This window comes from Pseudomonas bubulae (assembly GCF_037023725.1).
Lineage (GTDB): Bacteria > Pseudomonadota > Gammaproteobacteria > Pseudomonadales > Pseudomonadaceae > Aquipseudomonas > Aquipseudomonas bubulae.
The window spans coordinates 1,435,934-1,453,662 of sequence record NZ_CP146077.1 but is presented as its reverse complement, the minus strand read 5'-3'; the positions used below and the strand labels follow the sequence as shown (position 1 = coordinate 1,453,662).

At 54.0% G+C, this 17,729-nt stretch carries 18 protein-coding genes; 8 read left to right on the top strand and 10 right to left on the bottom strand.

Annotated features, from left to right (window positions below):
• Positions 1-72: 72 nt before the first annotated feature.
• The 5 genes from V6L81_RS06755 to V6L81_RS06735 all read right to left on the bottom strand — a co-directional run bounded on the left by V6L81_RS06755 (position 73) and on the right by V6L81_RS06735 (position 4,421).
• Positions 73-1,410: a DEAD/DEAH box helicase gene (locus tag V6L81_RS06755; protein WP_094999397.1), complete on the bottom strand. Its 1,338-nt coding sequence runs from the start codon at positions 1,408-1,410 to the stop codon at positions 73-75.
• Between the two features lie 67 nt (positions 1,411-1,477).
• Entirely contained in the window at positions 1,478-2,368 is an 891-nt protein-coding gene (gene yedA, locus V6L81_RS06750; RefSeq protein ID WP_094999398.1) for a drug/metabolite exporter YedA, read from the bottom strand.
• Between the two features lie 143 nt (positions 2,369-2,511).
• A complete protein-coding gene (locus V6L81_RS06745) occupies positions 2,512-3,123 on the bottom strand; it encodes a PolC-type DNA polymerase III (RefSeq protein ID WP_095018408.1) in 612 nt (203 codons plus the stop codon).
• A gap of 28 nt (positions 3,124-3,151) precedes the next feature.
• Positions 3,152-3,628 carry an NYN domain-containing protein gene (locus V6L81_RS06740; RefSeq protein ID WP_094999400.1) on the bottom strand — a complete coding sequence of 159 codons (477 nt, stop codon included), beginning with the start codon at positions 3,626-3,628 and terminating at the stop codon, positions 3,152-3,154.
• Positions 3,629-3,752: 124 nt separating this feature from the next.
• A complete protein-coding gene (locus tag V6L81_RS06735) occupies positions 3,753-4,421 on the bottom strand; it encodes a DUF2076 domain-containing protein (protein WP_094999401.1) in 669 nt (222 codons plus the stop codon).
• A 175-nt stretch (positions 4,422-4,596) separates the two neighbouring features.
• On the opposite strand from V6L81_RS06735, the gene V6L81_RS06730 reads away from it, so the two are divergent.
• The 6 genes from V6L81_RS06730 to V6L81_RS06705 all read left to right on the top strand — a co-directional run bounded on the left by V6L81_RS06730 (position 4,597) and on the right by V6L81_RS06705 (position 11,513).
• Positions 4,597-5,256: a YciC family protein gene (locus tag V6L81_RS06730; RefSeq protein WP_094999402.1), complete on the top strand. Its 660-nt coding sequence runs from the start codon at positions 4,597-4,599 to the stop codon at positions 5,254-5,256.
• Between the two features lie 91 nt (positions 5,257-5,347).
• Positions 5,348-6,430 carry an endonuclease/exonuclease/phosphatase family protein gene (locus tag V6L81_RS06725; protein WP_095018410.1) on the top strand — a complete coding sequence of 361 codons (1,083 nt, stop codon included), beginning with the start codon at positions 5,348-5,350 and terminating at the stop codon, positions 6,428-6,430.
• A gap of 183 nt (positions 6,431-6,613) precedes the next feature.
• On the top strand, positions 6,614-8,059 hold the full coding sequence (locus tag V6L81_RS06720) for an aldehyde dehydrogenase family protein (RefSeq protein WP_296301496.1): 1,446 nt from the start codon (positions 6,614-6,616) through the stop codon (positions 8,057-8,059).
• 439 nt (positions 8,060-8,498) lie between these two features.
• Positions 8,499-9,119: a hypothetical protein gene (locus V6L81_RS06715; RefSeq protein ID WP_010655526.1), complete on the top strand. Its 621-nt coding sequence runs from the start codon at positions 8,499-8,501 to the stop codon at positions 9,117-9,119.
• Positions 9,120-9,143: 24 nt separating this feature from the next.
• Positions 9,144-10,556, top strand: coding sequence for a CHAT domain-containing protein (locus V6L81_RS06710; protein WP_010655525.1), 1,413 nt, complete (start codon positions 9,144-9,146; stop codon positions 10,554-10,556).
• A 624-nt stretch (positions 10,557-11,180) separates the two neighbouring features.
• On the top strand, positions 11,181-11,513 hold the full coding sequence (locus V6L81_RS06705; RefSeq protein WP_010655524.1) for a DUF2790 domain-containing protein: 333 nt from the start codon (positions 11,181-11,183) through the stop codon (positions 11,511-11,513).
• A 412-nt stretch (positions 11,514-11,925) separates the two neighbouring features.
• Here the strand turns inward: V6L81_RS06705 and V6L81_RS06700 are convergent, their stop codons facing one another.
• The 4 genes from V6L81_RS06700 to V6L81_RS06685 form a co-directional block, all read right to left on the bottom strand.
• Positions 11,926-12,393, bottom strand: coding sequence for a DUF411 domain-containing protein (locus tag V6L81_RS06700; protein WP_010655523.1), 468 nt, complete (start codon positions 12,391-12,393; stop codon positions 11,926-11,928).
• 288 nt (positions 12,394-12,681) lie between these two features.
• Positions 12,682-13,614 (bottom strand): copper resistance protein B, encoded by a 933-nt coding sequence (locus V6L81_RS06695; protein ID WP_073514879.1) that lies wholly within the window; start codon positions 13,612-13,614, stop codon positions 12,682-12,684.
• 72 nt (positions 13,615-13,686) lie between these two features.
• Positions 13,687-15,594 (bottom strand): copper resistance system multicopper oxidase, encoded by a 1,908-nt coding sequence (locus V6L81_RS06690; protein ID WP_010655521.1) that lies wholly within the window; start codon positions 15,592-15,594, stop codon positions 13,687-13,689.
• A 215-nt stretch (positions 15,595-15,809) separates the two neighbouring features.
• Positions 15,810-16,016, bottom strand: coding sequence for a co-regulatory protein PtrA N-terminal domain-containing protein (locus V6L81_RS06685; protein ID WP_010655520.1), 207 nt, complete (start codon positions 16,014-16,016; stop codon positions 15,810-15,812).
• 379 nt (positions 16,017-16,395) lie between these two features.
• Here V6L81_RS06685 and flgB point away from each other — a divergent pair, with 379 nt between their 5' ends.
• A complete protein-coding gene (gene flgB, locus V6L81_RS06680) occupies positions 16,396-16,809 on the top strand; it encodes a flagellar basal body rod protein FlgB (RefSeq protein WP_019824148.1) in 414 nt (137 codons plus the stop codon).
• A 68-nt stretch (positions 16,810-16,877) separates the two neighbouring features.
• Here flgB and V6L81_RS06675 read toward each other — a convergent pair whose 3' ends face one another.
• Positions 16,878-17,078, bottom strand: coding sequence for a heavy-metal-associated domain-containing protein (locus V6L81_RS06675; protein ID WP_010655518.1), 201 nt, complete (start codon positions 17,076-17,078; stop codon positions 16,878-16,880).
• 366 nt (positions 17,079-17,444) lie between these two features.
• Between V6L81_RS06675 and V6L81_RS06670 the strand changes: the two genes are divergently transcribed.
• Positions 17,445-17,720, top strand: a complete 276-nt coding sequence (locus V6L81_RS06670) for a metal/formaldehyde-sensitive transcriptional repressor (protein ID WP_010655517.1) — start codon at positions 17,445-17,447, stop codon at positions 17,718-17,720.
• Positions 17,721-17,729: the final 9 nt, after the last annotated feature.

Below are 17,729 nucleotides of genomic sequence, written 5' to 3'. Positions count from 1 at the left end.
GCGAGCCTGCTCGCGAAGGCCGTTCGCGAGCAGGCTCGCTCCCACAGTTGGAGTTTTTAGCCTCGAGCGGGCTTACGGCTTGCGCTTGCGCGGGCCGGTGTTGAATACAGGCACTTTGCGCACCGGCTTTACCGATGGCTCGGCGGGTGCTGCTTCGCCGCTATCCACCCATTTGCCTAGGTTGCGCTTGCCGCCACCGCCCGAGGTTTTCGGTTTTTTCGGCTTCTTCGGCTTTTTGATCACCTGCCCCGAAGCATCAGTTTCAGGCACTCGGTGCTCAGGCTCGAAATCCTGCTCTTCGTGGCGTGGTAACGTCTGACGGGTCAACATCTCGATCGCCGACAGCATGTTCACTTCATCAGCACAGACCAGCGAAATGGCTTCGCCCTTCTGACCGGCACGACCGGTGCGACCAATACGGTGAATATAGTCTTCGGCCACGATGGGCAGGTCGAAGTTGACCACCAGCGGCAGGTCTTCGATGTCCAGGCCACGGGCAGCCACATCGGTAGCCACCAGAATCTGCACTTCGCTGGCCTTGAAGCGGTCCAGCGCCCGTTGGCGCGTGGCCTGTGGCTTGTCGCCATGAATACCGTCAGCGTTGATCCCCAGACCTTGCAGCTTGCCTACCAATTCATCGACACCGTTGCGGGTCTTGGCGAACACCAGGACCTGCTTCCAGTGCTGGGTGCGCAACAAGTGCAAAAACAGCTCAGCCTTGCGCTTTTTGTCGACCGGGATGACCCACTGCTTGACGCTGCTGGCCGCCACGTTGCGCGGGCTGACTTCGATGCTCAGCGGATTGTCGAGCATCTGCTCGGCCAACAGGCGGATCGCGTCAGAAAAGGTCGCCGAGAACAGCAGGGTCTGACGCTTTTTCGGCAAGGCGCGGTAGATATCACGCAGCTCTTCGGAGAAGCCCAGGTCGAGCATGCGGTCAGCTTCGTCGAGGATCAGGGTTTGCAGCTGGTTGAACTTGATCGCTTTCTGGCGATAGAGGTCCAGCAGACGGCCCGGTGTGGCCACCAGTACATCAACGCCTTTGCGCATTTTCATCATTTGCGGGTTGATGCTGACACCGCCGTACACCGCGTAGGTGCTCAACGGCAGGTGTTCGGCGTACTGGCGAATGCTTTCGTGAACCTGTTCGGCCAGTTCGCGGGTCGGCACCAGCACCAGTGCACGCACCGAGTTGCTGGCCACTTTCGGGCCTTCCATGGTCAGCGACTGCAGCAACGGTAAAGCGAAACCGCCAGTTTTGCCGGTACCGGTCTGGGCCGCAGCCATCAGGTCGCGACCAGCCAGTACTGCGGGAATCGCTTGGGCCTGAACCGGGGTTGGGGTCTTGTAGCCGAGCGTCTCAAGGGCGCGCAGCAGGGGTTCGATCAGGCCAAGGGTGGCGAATGTCATGGGGATACCGTCGAAAAAGGTCAGCGCGTGGGTGCATAAGTTGCAATGGCGCGCAGTTTACCCTAATTCAGGCCGGTTTCTGCTTGCGCCACTGTGGCAAACCGATCAACACCACCGCACTGATGATGACCGCCATGGCCAGGCACTCCTCAAAACCGATGCTCTCGCCGGCAAAGGCAATCCCCAGCATGACCGCCACCGCCGGATTGACGTAGGCATAGCTGGTGGCCGCCGCCGGCCGCACATTCTTAAGCAGGTACATATAGGCGCTGAAGGCGATGATCGAGCCGAAGAACACCAGATACAGCAGCGCACCCCAGCCTGCAGCGGTGGGCATTTGAGTCATGCGCTCGCCACTGAGCAGACTGCCCGCCAGCAATACGGCACCGGCGGTGAGCATTTCCGCAGCGCTGGCCATTGGCCCTGCTGGCAGTGGCAAGTGGCGGCTCCACACCGAACCAAAGGCCCAGGCCGCGGCGGCAAAGATCACCATTGCCGCGCCCATTGGACTGGCCTGCAGGTTGGAGCCCAGGTTGAGCATGCCGATGCCGATCAGCCCCAGGACAATCCCGGCCCATTCCAGGCGGGTGTTGCGGTTGCCCCAGAAGTAACCAAACAGCAGGGTGAACAGGGGCACGGTGGCTACGGCCAGGGCGGCGACGCCGGAAGCTACGCCCGAGTGTTCGGCCAGGGTCACACCGCCGTTGCCGCACGCCAGCAACAGAAAGCCGATCATGGCTGCCGAACGCCATTGCACGGCAGTGGGTGCGGGGGCACCGCGCCAGCGCATAAAGCCATACATCAGGCTGCCCGCAATCAGGAAGCGCACGCCAGCCATCATCAACGGCGGCCAGGACTCAATACCGATGCGGATAGCCAGATAAGTCGAGCCCCAAATGATGTACAAGGCAAAAAAAGCACCGATCAGTTGTAGCGGAAAACGACGTGCGGCAGGCATGAAGGCAGCTCAAGGGCAGAGGCAGGGGACTGGAGAGTTTAGACAGGGCGCCGGGAAATAATAAGTAACAGAACGCACCAAAAGGGGCCGTACACTTTTCGATGGAGATCAAATAGCCCTCTCCCAAAGGGAGAGGGTCGCTTTTAAAACCCGCGATACCGCTTGAGATGCTCATTGATCTTCGCCGCCGGGACTTTCTGCAAGCTGCACAACAGGTCGTGGTTCAATTCACGTAACCCGTGCTTCTGGCGCAGTTGCTCAGCCAGGTGAGCCGTCAAGTTGGCCGCCATTTCCGCATCGGCCATGGCCCGGTGAGCTTTGCCGGTGTGGGGCAAGTCGGCAAAGGTGGTCAGCGTGCCCAGCTTGTGGTTAGGCGCCGCAGGCATCAGGCGACGCGCCAGCAACAATGAACAGGCGAAGTTCTGTAAACGGGTGCGCTTGATGCGGCCCATTTCAAAATCCCAGAATTTTTGGTCAAACGCAGCATTGTGCGCCAGCAACGGGGTAATGCCGACGAACTCGTTGACCTCGTTCATCACCTGCTCAGCCGACGGCGCGGTGCGCAACATGGCGTTGCTGATGCCGGTCAACTGCTCGATAAACCCAGGCACCCGCACACCGGCATTCATCAGGCTTTGATAACGCTCGACAATGCGACCGCGCTCAAGAATCACCACGGCAATTTCAGTGGCCCGGCAGGTGCTGCTCGGGGAGATGCCGGTGGTCTCAAAGTCAATTACCGCGATGCGTTCCAAACCTGGTCAATCCTGTAAAAAATAAGGGTTACTTAAGCAGCAAATTGCCTTCAATCGGCACATAGCGGCTGGCAGCGCGAATCAATGAATTGGCCGTCAGACCGGGCACACCGTAGGCCACGGTTTCAACCCCATGCTTGCTGGCAATACGCTCCAGGAGCAGGTCGAAATCACCGTCACCCGAGGCCAGTACCACTTCGTCGACATTGGCTGCCGAGTCCATGATATCGATGGTAATGCCCACATCCCAGTCGCCCTTGGCCGAGCCATCGCTGCGCTGGATATAGGGTTTGAGTTTTACGATAAAACCGAGGTTGCGCAGGATCTGCTGAAACTGCTGCTGCTTGCTGTCACCCCGGTCAATCGCATAGGCATAGGCTTCGACAATTTCACCGCGCTTGCTGATATCAGCCCACAGGGCGGCGTAATTGAAATGGCAGCCATAGGCCTGGCGAACCGTGTAATAAAGGTTCTGCACATCCGCGAAGACCGCAATTTTTTTCACCGGCAAACCTCATGGCGCCCGGGCAGCGGGCACGCGACTGAAAAACAAGGCTGCAGTATGCCAGCCTGCCGGGGGTTTGCGCGGATAAACCGCCCGGCGTGCAATAAGGCACCGAGCGATGGACTCAAACGTAGGAGTCGTCGTCAGAAAAGAAGCCGTCATCGTCCAGGCCGACGTCTTCAATTCCCGAGCCGCTATTGGCGTACTGCTGGTTGCCGCTGCCCCAGCCAGCGTCGCTGACAGAACCTGGTTGCTCGATGATTTCCTCGACAATCTGCGGCTGCTGATTGTGGTGGAACAGGCTACTGATGCCTTGCGCCAGCATCACGCCGCCCGCCACACCCGCTGCCGTTTTCAGGGCTCCGCCCAAAAAGCCGCTGCCCAATGCTGGGGCCGGCGCCGCTGCTGCTGGTTGAGGGGCCACGACAGGAGCCGCTGCCGGGCCATCACGCCAACCCCCGGTGCCCGACGTTGGGCCGGGCGTGGGAGCCGATACCCGATCGCCACCGCCAAAAAGTCCCGACAAAAAGCTCCCCCCAGATGGCGCAGGTGCCGCAGCAGCCTTCGCCTGAGCCAGTTCTGCCTGCAATTGCTTGTTCTGCTGGTCGAGTTGCTTGAGCGCAGCCTCTTGCACCAGCAGCGCCTGAGCCATGTAGTACGTTGCCGCAGGCTGACGCGCCAGATGTTCATTGATCCGCGCCTGGGCCTGGGCATCGCGCGGGGCTGATCCTGCCTCGGCCTGCTGCAACCGTGTAAACAACCCGTCAATCAGGCTTTGCTCTTCGCTGTTCATGACAACCTCTTTCGATTGCAGATAGAAACCTGCCCCTTGCATTACGCAGAAGCTCAAACGCGTTATTGGGGCACTACAACCCGTTTCAACAGCATCAGGCCTGCGTGAACTTTTGTTCATCTTGGCGTCTCATCGGTTAAAGTGACGCACCGCTCTTGACTGCTGACAACTGCCAATGAATCCGCTGACTGTTCTTCGCGACTCCCTGTACTTCTTCCAGCGCAATCTGAGCCAGATCGTAACGCTGTGCCTGCCGCTGGTCATCCTTGAAGCTGTGCTGCAGCACATTGTCGACAACGCCGCAGGCCCGGATGCATCGCCCGGTTATGGCCTGGTTGTCGGGCTGCTGCTGTACCCTCTGTACACCGCCGCCCTGATCCTGTTTCTCGATGCCCGCAGCCAGGGCGAAAGCCCGCGCAACCGCGACCTGCTGGCCTCGGCGGTTAATCTTTGGCCCAAGTTCGCCCTGCTCTCGGCAATCAGCACGCTGCTGATCGTGCTGGGGCTGTCGATGTTTTTTATTCCGGGCATTTTCCTGACCGTGGTACTGGCCTTCTCCGAGTACCGACTGGTATTGCGTGGTGATGCTCCGCTGGCGGCCATGAAATCGAGCTTCACCCTGACCCGCGGGCATTTCTGGCGGATTTTCGTTTGCATACTGGCCGTACTGGGCCCTCTGATGTTGCTCAAGGAATTCAGTTACACCCTGTTTTCCAAGGACGACAACACACTGCTATCGCTGGCACTCGATAGCGCCAACAGCTTCTTGCAGTTGTTTGTTTCCGTCGTACTGTTTCGTTTATTTATGTTGATCAGCGAAAAGTCAGAACTATAAAAACAGAAATTTCCTACACAAAGAACCTTGGAAGGCCGCACTGCCGTCGGGTATGTTCGAGCCTTCCCTGTAACGTTATTAAGTCGAGCTCATGTCACGTTTATTACGCCGCACCGCATCAGGTTTGCTGCTGATCTCAGCGCTGCTGGCATGTCTGGTTTATAGCGTTACATGGCGGCCCGGTGCCCGCGAGGTGCTGCCCCTGACGTGCCCTGGCACCGCCCCGGTGCTGGTACCAGGCCAGGCGCTCAAGGTAATGACGTGGAACATCCAGTACCTGGCCGGCAAGCGCTATGTGTTCTGGTACAACCTGGCTGACGGCAGCGGCCCTGACACCCGCCCCACCCGGGAAGACATGGCTTTCAGCCTTGATGAGGTAGCGCGGGTCATACGTGACGAACGCCCGGATCTCGTGCTGTTGCAGGAAGTCGATGACAACGCCAAGGCCAGCGATTACCAGAACCAGCTGGCCCTGCTGCAAGAACGCCTGATCGACCTCTACCCCTGCAGCACCCAGGCCTTTACCTGGAAGGCCGACTTTGTGCCCGACTGGCATATTTTCGGCAGTGTCGGACGCTCTCTGGTCACCCTCAGCCGCTTCCAGATCGAACACGCAGAACGTCTGCAATTGCCCCTGGCCGATACCAACTTTCTCAGCCGTCAGTTCCAGCCCAGGCCCGCGCTGCTGGTCAACTACCTGCCACTCAATGATGGCGGGCAACTGGCAGCAATCAATACACAACTGGATGCGCCCTCCGCCAACAACAGCAACCTGCGCCTGCAAATGCAGACTGTCGCCGAACTGGCCGACAAGCTGGAAGGCCAGGGCACGCCGTGGTTGATCGGCGGGGACTTCAACCTGCTGCCCATCGGCCAGTACTTGCGCCTGCCCGAGCCATTGCGCCAGGGCTACTCGCAAGACAGCGAGTTGCACCTGCTCTGGGAAAAGTACCCGATGATCCCCAGCAACCCTGAAGCTACCGGCATCGACCGCGAACTGTGGCTGACCCACTTTCCCAATCTCCCCGACGCGGACGAGCCCGACCGTACGCTCGACTACCTCTTCCACAGCCCCAAGCTGCAGCGCATCGAAGGCTATGTGCGCCAGGAAGACACCCAGACCATCTCCGACCACCTGCCGGTGCTGGCCCGATTGCTGCTGCCTGCAGACTGACCCTGTGGGAGCGAGCCTGCTCGCGAATACAGTCTTCGCGAGCAGGCTCGCTCCCACAGTTGAAACCCAATCAGACGGTTCCCTCCCTCGCTCAGTTTCGCCGCGCCGATTGTTTTTGCCTGAAGTCGTACGATGACGTATAACTACAGGAAATCGATGCCTGTCCACGTGTGGAGAAATTTGATGACTGGTTCAAAGCGTTTCGACAATTACATCGGTGGCGAGTGGGTAACAGCCACTGAATACAGCACCAATATCAACCCCTCCGACCTGAGCGATGTGATTGGCGAATATGCCAAGGCTGACGTCGCCCAGGTCCAGACTGCCATTGATGCGGCACGGGCTGCGTTCCCTGCCTGGTCGACCTCCGGCATCCAGGCGCGCAGCGATGCGCTGGACAAGGTCGGCAGCGAAATCCTCGCCCGCAAGCAAGAACTGGGCACCCTGCTGGCTCGCGAAGAAGGCAAGACCCTGCCCGAAGCCATCGGTGAAGTGAGCCGTGCCGGCAATATCTTCAAGTTTTTCGCCGGTGAATGCCTGCGCCTGTCGGGTGATTACCTGCCCTCGGTACGCCCGGGCGTGCATGTAGAAGTCACCCGTGAAGCCCTGGGCGTGGTTGGCCTGATCACGCCATGGAACTTCCCCATCGCCATCCCCGCCTGGAAGATCGCCCCGGCCCTGGCCTATGGCAACTGTGTAGTGTTCAAGCCGGCCGATCTGGTACCGGGTTGCGCCTGGGCACTGGCCGAGATCATTGCTCGCGCAGGCTTCCCGGCAGGCGTGTTCAACCTGGTGATGGGCAGCGGCCGCGTGGTCGGCGACGCTATCGTCAACAGCCCGAAAGTGGACGGTATAAGCTTTACCGGCTCGGTGAGCGTCGGTCGCCAGATCGCCATCAGCTGTGTGTCGCGCCAGGCCAAGGTGCAGCTGGAAATGGGCGGTAAAAACCCACAGGTCATCCTCGACGATGCCGACCTCAAGCAAGCGGTCGAACTGGCGGTGCAGAGTGCGTTTTACTCCACCGGCCAGCGTTGCACCGCCTCCAGCCGCCTGATTGTTACCGCGGGCATCCACGACAAATTCGTCGAGGCGATGGCCGAGCGCATGCGTTCGATCAAGGTCGGGCATGCCTTGCAGGCCGGGATTGATATCGGCCCGGTGGTGTCCCGAGCGCAGCTCGACCAGGATTTGGGTTACATCGACATCGCCCGCAACGAAGGCGCCCGCCTGGTTGCCGGAGGCAGCCTGGTGACCTGCAATACCGAGGGTTATTTCCTGGCCCCGGCCCTGTTTGCCGACAGCACGGCCGACATGCGCATCAGCCGCGAAGAAGTGTTCGGCCCGGTAGCCAATATCATCAAGGTTGCAGACTACGAAGCCGCCCTGGCGATGGCCAATGACACCGAGTTTGGCTTGTCGGCGGGTATTGCCACGACCTCGCTCAAATATGCCAATCACTTCAAGCGTCATTCCCAGGCAGGGATGGTGATGGTCAACCTGCCCACGGCGGGGGTGGATTACCACGTGCCGTTTGGCGGGCGCAAAGGCTCGTCCTATGGCTCGCGCGAGCAGGGCCGCTATGCGCAAGAATTCTACACCGTGGTCAAGACCAGCTATATCGGGTCGTGAAGCTCTACTCACCGCGTTGATGCCATCGCGAGCAAGTCCGCTCCCACAAGAACTGCGCAATTTTTGTGGGAGCGGGCTTGCTCGCGATGCGTACGCCCGGTCGCTACACCTTACGCGGCTTGATCCGCGCCGTGGCTTCGGCCACCAGCGGATCATCGGGCCAGTAATGCATGGTATCACCTATGTCCAATCACCATTGACACCGAAATCCCCCGCGAAACCGGGGCTACCGCCCGATACTTACAGAACTGGATTGACTGTCAATGATTGGGGCAAAGGTTGACATAAATCCTGCCGATTGCAGATAGGATTGACAGCGGCCAAAACATCCACAGCCAGTTTAGGCGCTCGACATTGACAGTGCCCATAGAGAGGAGCAGTCCGACTGAGGCCAACGGATACATAAATTGATCAATGCAGACTAGAAGGAAGCAATGTATTGAACCTCGAACAAAGCCTAGCGATTCTGCATGAGCACTTTGACAAAGTTTTCCGTGACGCCACTTTAGCTTCATCTATCTCGCATGCAGAAGTCCGACGCATAATCTGCCTTATAATTGATCAGCAAAATAGTGCCCCTGCCGAAGACAGACTATTGTCCCACTATTACCAGTTCATTTTTGCTACCGAAACACTTCACGCGTCATACCGTATATATGAACTAACTGATATGGGGAGCTGGATTGGATGGGCGTTATCAGAAGACACCAGAGACAGTCACTCAAAAAATTTACATCTGGGGAGAATCTTTGACTTCTATTCATCAGCGGTGGTAAGAACCTGGCCAGGGTTTGTGCCGGTGATGGTGAAATTTTTCAGCGCCTTCTACTACTACGCTCGCGAGCGAACAGCCATGAACAATATAGCACGCGAGCTATGGCCCTTCGCCGCATCGACTTTTACAGACACGATGAATCTGCCTGCGGAATACATTTACATTGACGAAGCAAATCTTGGAAGTCAAATGGCATGCTGGGCAGCAAAAGAAGCGCCTGACTTGGCCAAGACTTTCGTTCCATACCTAGAGTCTGTCGCTGGCAAAAATACTCTACCAGATTAAGTCCGTGCCGTTCATTATTACACCTTGTCTACTACAGCAAGTGCGTTCTCAAGCAAAGCATCGCATGAGTGGGCAGCAAAGGCACTCGCCGACTTCAATGAAAACCTCGCTGAGCCGCATAAGCTGCAACTGCTAGCCACTATCTATGCAGGCAATAAGGATGGAGACCCATCCGCACTTCTCAGAAAGATAAACCTTGTCCAAGGTTTCTATAAGTCAAAGCTTGACGGAATTAATTTCTTTCGTGATGCAGCAATGCGGAGCGGCTCAATTTTGCCGTTTGTCGTCAACAGCTTGAACGCCGGTAAAACCCACGTCACGCTTGACGGTTTACTGCTGTGGCACCAGTTACTGACAGCCAATTCCAATATCAATGCACAAGATCTGTACATATCTATTCCGTTCGGTGAGCATGGCTATCTCGCAGCTTTAGGCGACGAGAAAATATTCATTGAGCGTGATACTCAGACCTTTATCGAGCAACTGGTACAATCGAGCAACCATTTTTTAGGCGTGGCAAAAACCATCGCTTATTCCGACAACTCTGGTCTAACAATTCCAAATAGAATAGGAATCCCTAAGTATGGGAATTCTACAGAATACGAAACAGCCCTAACTAGAAGCTATTGCTTTTCTCCATTTCCGTTCAACGCCAAACCTTTATACCAGTTGATTCTTGATACTGAGTGTACCCCGCTGCAAGCGATACAGCTCAAAGTGCGGGGTGAAACATGGCCGCTAACCTCATCGTTATCCACTCCAAAATCTGACAGAAAACCGCAAAATGTTTTGATTTGGTGTGGTGGCGGAAGTCTTACAGAAGAACTTGAGGCCGAAGTAATTAAGCACATCTTTGAATCTGCCGGAGCCACCGTAAAAGTGGTCTGCTTCACCGAAGCCACGCAACAAAGCTTCATCGACGCTTATAAAGACCCTAAGTACGATATTATTTGGGTCGCATCCCACGGCGAGTTTGATCACTGGTCTCCTAAACATGTGAAAATGCACATCGGGGATAATTTATCCGTTTCGCTTGAGGATCTATGGGAGCAGGCTCCAGTCATGGATAAACGGCGATTAGCATTTCTAAACATTTGTGACGGAGCGCGATTTGAGGAACGCGGTTTTCTACCAAAAATCGGTATAGCCCCAGGTTTAGCGAGCGCAGATCAAGCGACAATTTCCCATCTATGGCCTGTCATGGGTTATCCAGCAGCAGCGTTCGGAGCTTATCTAGCTTTCAATTTGGCGGCTGGGAACTCTTATTTCGACGCCTATAAGATGGCGATGCTTGCAATTAGGAGGTCTACATTAGAGATCGCAGACGACCTTGCCTCCAAAACTGGAAGAGAATTTGATTTAATCCGTCAGCTTCGAAGGAAAGAGGAAGATTATACTCCACTTGAGTTCTACGGGTCGGCAGCCTTCTACCAATAACCGTGCTTTTCAGCAGTTCAACTCCCAGCTCAGTTGGGTAGCTCGCACTCAGTGACTGCGTTCTGGCTGAGATGCCCCATAGCAGTAACCGTCCGGCGAACTCACCTACCGAACTCCAGCATTAAGGGCGATTGTGTCCGCGTATTTTTAAGCGAACGCAATCACCCTTATCGCTAGGATTTCCATGCGCCAACGTAGCTCTTATCCCAAAACGTTCAAAGCCCAGGTCGTCCAGAAAGCGCAATGCGGTAAGGTGTGATTGCGGGACGCTTACCGCCAATAAGCGGAAAGCCCCAAAATAGTGGTTGCGCGGCCATTTTCGGTTAATATTTTCTGAGTGTTCGGCGCACATTTTAAGAAAATCTTGGCGCGGTTAAGAAAATCTAGCCAGCGACAGGGGAAAAAATGGGAAATCTAGTGGGTTACGCCCATTTGATCAATGCGATGGAGCTCTACCCACCGGTGCGGTAGCAACTGTCTGAATCGCCCCGGATTCTCTAGACACCTTGCAAGCCAGGAGCCGGGCTCACAATACCTGACACATAAGTAATATTCGCGGCAGCATTCTGAAAGGTATCATTGGTTATTCTCTAGTCAGAAGTAAGTCAGCACTAGGAGACAATCATGAAAGTATTTAAAGCATTTTTTACCATTTCAATATTGGCCTTGTCGTCTTTGGCAATAGCTGAAGGAGGTGGTGATCGCGTTTACGGTCGGATGATGCAAGAAAACCAACAGGCGATGGAGCAGTACGCCTTGAAAAACGGGAAGTCTAACCCTGAAATTGTTCATTATAAATATGGTATGGACCTAGATATTCATAAGATCGTCAGTATGACGCAAGCCAATATAGACTGTGCTGTAGCGCCTTCGCGTATGACCTTTGAAGATTCGGCTGGCAAGCTCAACACTGTAGAGTACAGGGTTATGGGTACTAACTGCCCACGCGGAGGATAGACTAAGGTAGCCATGGTAGGTTCTCTGGAGCGCATGTGTTTAATGGTTGCCAAGTAACGACGAGTGCTGACATTTTCGATTCTTATTTGGATTAGGTTCGATTTATTGCTGAGTAACTACTGCCACTCTATTAACAAATGCTAGCTAGCAACAAATGTTCGCTTACCAGATACACCCCATCTCTGTGTTTCTCCTTTGGTTGTGGAGATGGTTTAGGCGCCCTAGTGGCGCCTTTTTTATGGTGTGTCACCCATACGACTACAAATGCTCCATAGCTTTTTGCCAACCTACAGGTAGATGGTTATAGCCAGTGCGGAGTCCATCTCAATTTTGATAGCTCATTAGAGTAAGCACTCCGTCACTTGCATGATCAAGGGCAGTGACCACGCAAGAATTAAGGAAAGTTTGAAAACTAGTTTGCCGGGTATTCGGCAATCACTTGGTTAATACCTGTTTTGCTCAGGCCAATGACCTGATAAGCATCCTGCTTTCCACCGACCTCCATACCAGGCGACCCTGTCGGCATGCCAGGTACAGCAATCCCGATAAGGTCGTCGCGTTTGATCAAAGCAACTATTTGCTCGGCAGGTACATGGCCTTCAACAAATTTTCCGTTGACCATAGCGGTGTGGCATGACGAGAGACGCGGAATAACACCCAAGTCTTTCTTGACTCTGCTCATGTTGGTTTCTACATGATCAACGACGGTGAAACCGGTGGCTTCAAGGTGCTCCATCCACTTCTTGCAGCATCCACAGTTAGCGTCACGATGGACGTTGATCGTCAGCAATTCTGTGGCATGACCTGCGGAACTGATAAACAGAACCGAGAGTGCAGCGAGGCGCAGTGCCCGACCAGGACGAAAAATGTTATTTCGCATGGGTATGTTCCTTCCCATCAGCATGGGTATGATTTTTTGGCTAAGCGGTCGGAGTTGAAGACGCGTCATGTGAAGCCTCACCGCCCTAAGGATGGGTATGTTGGGTACTTTCATCCTGAGAAGGTGCTGCTACCTCACCGTAGTCGCGGTCTCTCGCCATGATGGTCCTCTGCTTCAGTTACCTCTTCGGCTGCATCTGCATGAAGATATCCAGAGGGAGCACCTTACCGGCAGCTACTATTGCGGCGACCACACCAGCAGAGGTCAATGTTTTTTCATGCTATGCACTCAGAACCACATCCGAATACCGGCAACAAATCGAGCCTCGCTGGTCCTTTCTCCTTCATCGCTCGCCAGGTCGGCCGTCTTGCCGTAGGAGCGGTTCCAGCTAACTCCAATGTAGGGGGCAAATTGGCGAACAATCTCGTAACGCAATCGCAACCCTACTTCGGTGTTAGCCAATCCAGACCCAATGCCACGCTGAGGATCATTTTTCCCGTATAAATTTACTTCGGCTGTAGGCTGCAAGATCAGGCGATTGGTCAGCAGAATGTCGTAGTCGCCCTCAAATCGAGCAGCGGTCTGACCGTTCTCACCGATGTAGGCAGTGGCTTCGGCTTCAAAGTTATACAGGGCCATGCCCTGTATACCGAGCGCTCCCCAAGTTTGTGGCGACCCGGGCTTGAAGTCTTGCCGTACGCCGGTGACGACATCCCACCACGGACCGATGGCGTGTCCCCAAAGTGCGGAGAGTTCAGCGCTTTCCGTTACACCATTGGTACGTTCGCCTTCCGAGCGCAACCACAATCGGTCAACGTCACCGCCGATCCATCCTTTCGCATCCCAGGCCAGTGCACTACCGTTATCAGCATCCTGGTACTCAAACTTATCCAGCAGCATGAAGGAGTTGAGTTGTTTGTCGTGGACACCATGACCTGCCACATCTGGAAAGGCGGCTGCACGGTCAGCGTCGGTAAGTACAGGGATCGGGGTTCGACTCGTGGCGGTCGCCCCTCCATTCATGCTTTCCATACCTTCCATTTCCCCGTCGTCCATGCTCATCTTACTGTGATCCATAGACCCCATCTTGCTGTGGTCCATTGAACCGTGATCGGGCTTAGTTTCGTTTGCCGTAGTTGCAGGTTTGTTAGTTGCTTTCGCAGTAGATGAATGATCACTACTATCTTCTCCTGCCATCACCACAGAAGAGAGTCCGCCCATCAGACCAACGGCAAAGAGGCAACCCACCAGCGATTTATTACGATTTACGTATGTGCTCACAGATCGTCTCCTTTACTCATCAACCCGTACTTCACGGAACATGCCCATTTCCATATGGAAAAGTAGGTGGCAGTGATAGGCCCAGCGACCTAAGGCATCAGCGGTGACTCGATAACTGCGCTTAGTACCTGGTGGCATGTCAATTGTGTGCTTGCGCACCATGAACTTGCCATTTTCGTCTTCAAGGTCGCTCCACATGCCGTGAAGGTGGATGGGATGGGTCATCATGGTGTCATTCACCAGGGTGATCCGAAGACGCTCCCCATACTTCAGACGAAGCGGCTCTGCGTCTGAAAATTTGATTCCGTTGAAGGACCACGAAAACTTCTCCATGTGACCGGTCAGATGAAGTTCAATAGTGCGATTGGGCTCGCGGCCGTCAGGGTCTTGGAAAGTGCTTCTCAAATCAGAGTAGGTGAGGACTCGACGACCATTATTCCGCAAACCTATGCCAGGGTCGTTTAGCTTTGGCGTAGGGCTCATGGCTTGCATATCAACCAAGGGGTTGTTGGTTTCGGATGCTGGATGGGCCTGCATTTCGCCACTCATATCGCTCATCCCAGCCATCTGGCTGTGGTCCATGCCGGCCATATTGGACGTGTCGCCTTTGTCCATTCCCGCCATCTTGCTGTGATCCATGCCGGCCATGTTAGACATGTCACCGCTGTCCATGCCGGTCATGTCGCTTTGGTTCATCCCCGTCATCTTGCTGTGATCCATGCCAGCCATGCCTGACATTTCACCTTGCTTCATATCGCCGCCCATACCAGCCATGCCGCCATGGTCCATGCCCTCCATACCGCCCATACCCATGTCATCCATGGTCAAAAGCGGCCGAGGATCGATCGCAGGTACCTGTGCTTTCAAACCTTCTCGAACTGCCAAGGTTCCACGTGCATAACCGGTTCTATCCATGGACTGGGCAAAGATGGTGTAAGCCTCTTCGCTGGTAGGTTCTACGATCACGTCATACGTTTCTGCCACGGCGATGCGGAATTCATCGACGCTGACTGGTTTGACATGTTGACCGTCAGCCGCCACAACGGTCATTTTCAAACCAGGGATGCGAACGTCGAAATAGCTCATAGCTGAACCGTTGATAAAGCGCAGGCGCAGCTTCTCGCCCGGCTTGAAAATACCGGTCCAGTTACCGTTAGGCGCTTGGCCATTCATGAGATAGGTGTAAGTATCCCCACTGACGTCTGCGAGATCAGTGGGGTTCATTTTCATTTCAGCCCACATCTTGCGGTCGGCCACAGCAGCAGACCAACCTTGCTTGCTGACGTCGCCGATAAAGTCGCCCACGGTACGTTTGTGGTGGTTGTAGTAGTCCGATTGCTTCTTGAGCTTGGCCATGACACGACTAGGATCTTCATCGGTCCAGTCAGTCAACATCACCACATAGTCGCGATCGTATTGAAAAGGTTCAGGCTCTTTAGAGTCGATGACAATTGGACCGTATACGCCTGCCTGTTCCTGCAAGCCTGAATGGCTGTGGTACCAGTATGTGCCGTTTTGATGCACATTGAATTTGTACTCGTACATCCCGTCGGGCGCGATGCCATGGAAACTCAACCCCGGTACACCGTCCATATTGGCGGGCAGAATGATCCCGTGCCAATGAATCGACGTGTCTTGGTCTAGGCGGTTTTTCACACGCAGTGTGACCGTTTCGCCTTCGCGCCAACGAAGCAAAGGTCCGGGCAACGAACCATTGATGGTCATGGCTGTGCGCGGCGAGCCAGTAATATTTACAGGGGTTTCACCAATAAACAGATCAAATTCGTTACCGGTGAGAATGCTCGGCAGACCAGGACTGGTCACTGCCCATACAGGAGTGCGCCACAGACCAAGGCCGCCGAGAACGCCACCAGCGGCCAGGCCTTTAACGAATGTCCGCCTAGAGGTTTTGGAATTCATGCCGTTTACGTCCGATCAGTGAAAAAGGGAAGCCGTGCGAAACAACCAATGAGTTGCTCAACAGGTTGAAGGAACTCTCTCGGGGGGATGCGCCCGAATGAGCTTAGCTCGCCGTCACTAAAAACGAGTGTTTACGGCAAGCGAGCTCAGAAATTGCCACATTTGAACCATCACAGTGATTACATTTCTGTCAGTTTTGATGCGCAGTAAGCTATTCAGCAATTCTTGTGGCCCATCGCTTTGACTTTGCTTTCTGCGATCGGGGGCTGGGTGCTCTGTTGTTGGGCTATTTGATACGATTCCATTGAATTATTCCTAGCTACTTCCATGCGGGCGAACGTCCGGTCACCACCGCCTTCAGCCATAGCAAAAGAAGAGACGGTTAGGGCTGCAATGATGAACAAAGCTTTGATGGATTTCATTTTAGTGTCCTCTGGGAGTATTGGTAATCCCTAAATCCACATCAAACGATGATTCTTAGGGGAGAGCTTAAGGCTCAATAGGACTATAAAACTCATGCCCTGTCAGAAGCCTTAGCTGAATATTACAGTTGTGTCAGGTTGGCATATTTCTCTTGAGGAATACGCTATTCAATACGTAAAGTATCGATCTTTTCGAGTCGCACGGCTGTTTATTTAGCCTCAGCTTTAGGTGGGTAATTGATTTGGTTTAGGTGCTTTCAAGGTGAAGTCGTTTTTAGATTTCTATGCCGGAGCTTCGTGTATGAACCTAGATGCACTGCGGCAAAATCAAAGTATTAGTTGTTCTTGGAAAAAATTGAGCCATCAAGGGTGATTGAGTGTGAGCATTAACTTTGAGAAAGCACTTGGCACATCAGAAAGAGCGTTATTTTATCGTAGTCAAAGAGCTGAAATCCTGAGTAATAATATCGCAAACGCCGATACGCCGAACTTCAAAGCTCGAGATATGGACTTCTCTACTGTGCTTGCAAGTCAGAATAGAGAAAACCTTGCTAATACGTTTTCTTTGAAAACGCCAAATGTAAAACATATTGCCGGAAAAGATTCAGCAAGTGATATTTACGGAAGCGGTTTGCTTTACAGCACTCCGGTTCAACCTGCCATCGATCAAAATACTGTCGATCAGCAGGTTGAGGTCGCAAAATACACAGAAAATGGGATACGTTTCGATGCCGCTTTTACTCGTTTGAATGGTGCATTCAAAGGTTTGCTCAAAGCTCTGCGAGGAGATTAGTAGCGCAGGGTCTTGTGAGCCATCCGCATAAGGGGCGCTGACTATGGGCCAAGGGTAGGTGTCAGCATTCAAGTGCTGATTTGGGAAGGAAAACCTAACGCCTCGACAGCTTTACGAATTTGCTCTGAGCTTTCGCTACTTTCAACACTCACCTTTCCGGCGGACCGATCCACGGAAATCGTAGCTTTGTTGTCCAAGGACTGAATTGCTTTAGTGATTTTGCTGACGCAACCGCCGCAACCAATGCCTGATACATCTAAGATGAACATGATTATTCCTCTCGTGCTGAGCGGTCTCTTTACACCGCACCGACAGCATCAAGGTTGACACTATGGCAATGTCAATAATTGTCTGTTTCAAATTGTGAGTGTCATTGATGTATGACAGCACAGACTTGACCAACCGTTTTCATTTGATCTAACCACCCGATTTGCATCGAGTTCGACCAGTACGCATCTAGGCCATGGCCGGCAGAGCACGGCCAGAAGAAAACACTCCAGGCCCTCTGCTTCATCCTCAGATTTGAACCTCTCTTTCCTGCTCACTGTTTTTTAATGCCCCATACGCCTGCGAACCTTGTATAGGTATAGGGGGTATGCCTATCATGTGCGACGTATAGGTAGGAGAGGTATCCCATGGGCCATATCGCAGCAAACAAAGATGATCTTCTCAAGCGTGTAAAACGTATCGCCGGACAACTTCAAGCGGTTGAGCGAGCGTTGGAATCGGATCTCGATTGCGCCAAAACACTGCACCTTGTTGCCGCCACTCGCGGTGCCATGAACGGCTTGATGGAGGAAATCATCGAGGAGCATGCGCGTGAGCATGTCGCGAACCCTGCTCTCAGTGAAGAAGAGCGAAGTAAGGGCGTCGAAGAGCTTCTTGAAGCCATTCGCCGCTACTCCAAGTAAACGCTGTCA

Bases quoted from the DNA above. Each gene is read 5' to 3' on its own strand.
- V6L81_RS06755 (WP_094999397.1), bottom strand. From the start codon at position 1,410: ATGACATTCGCCACCCTTGGCCTGATCGAACCCCTGCTGCGCGCCCTT.
- yedA (WP_094999398.1), bottom strand. From the start codon at position 2,368: ATGCCTGCCGCACGTCGTTTTCCGCTACAACTGATCGGTGCTTTTTTT.
- V6L81_RS06735 (WP_094999401.1), bottom strand. From the start codon at position 4,421: ATGAACAGCGAAGAGCAAAGCCTGATTGACGGGTTGTTTACACGGTTG.
- V6L81_RS06730 (WP_094999402.1), top strand. From the start codon at position 4,597: ATGAATCCGCTGACTGTTCTTCGCGACTCCCTGTACTTCTTCCAGCGC.
- V6L81_RS06725 (WP_095018410.1), top strand. From the start codon at position 5,348: ATGTCACGTTTATTACGCCGCACCGCATCAGGTTTGCTGCTGATCTCA.
- V6L81_RS06720 (WP_296301496.1), top strand. From the start codon at position 6,614: ATGACTGGTTCAAAGCGTTTCGACAATTACATCGGTGGCGAGTGGGTA.
- V6L81_RS06705 (WP_010655524.1), top strand. From the start codon at position 11,181: ATGAAAGTATTTAAAGCATTTTTTACCATTTCAATATTGGCCTTGTCG.
- V6L81_RS06700 (WP_010655523.1), bottom strand. From the start codon at position 12,393: ATGCGAAATAACATTTTTCGTCCTGGTCGGGCACTGCGCCTCGCTGCA.
- V6L81_RS06695 (WP_073514879.1), bottom strand. From the start codon at position 13,614: ATGGGCGGACTCTCTTCTGTGGTGATGGCAGGAGAAGATAGTAGTGAT.
- V6L81_RS06690 (WP_010655521.1), bottom strand. From the start codon at position 15,594: ATGAATTCCAAAACCTCTAGGCGGACATTCGTTAAAGGCCTGGCCGCT.
- V6L81_RS06685 (WP_010655520.1), bottom strand. From the start codon at position 16,016: ATGAAATCCATCAAAGCTTTGTTCATCATTGCAGCCCTAACCGTCTCT.
- V6L81_RS06675 (WP_010655518.1), bottom strand. From the start codon at position 17,078: ATGTTCATCTTAGATGTATCAGGCATTGGTTGCGGCGGTTGCGTCAGC.
- V6L81_RS06670 (WP_010655517.1), top strand. From the start codon at position 17,445: ATGGGCCATATCGCAGCAAACAAAGATGATCTTCTCAAGCGTGTAAAA.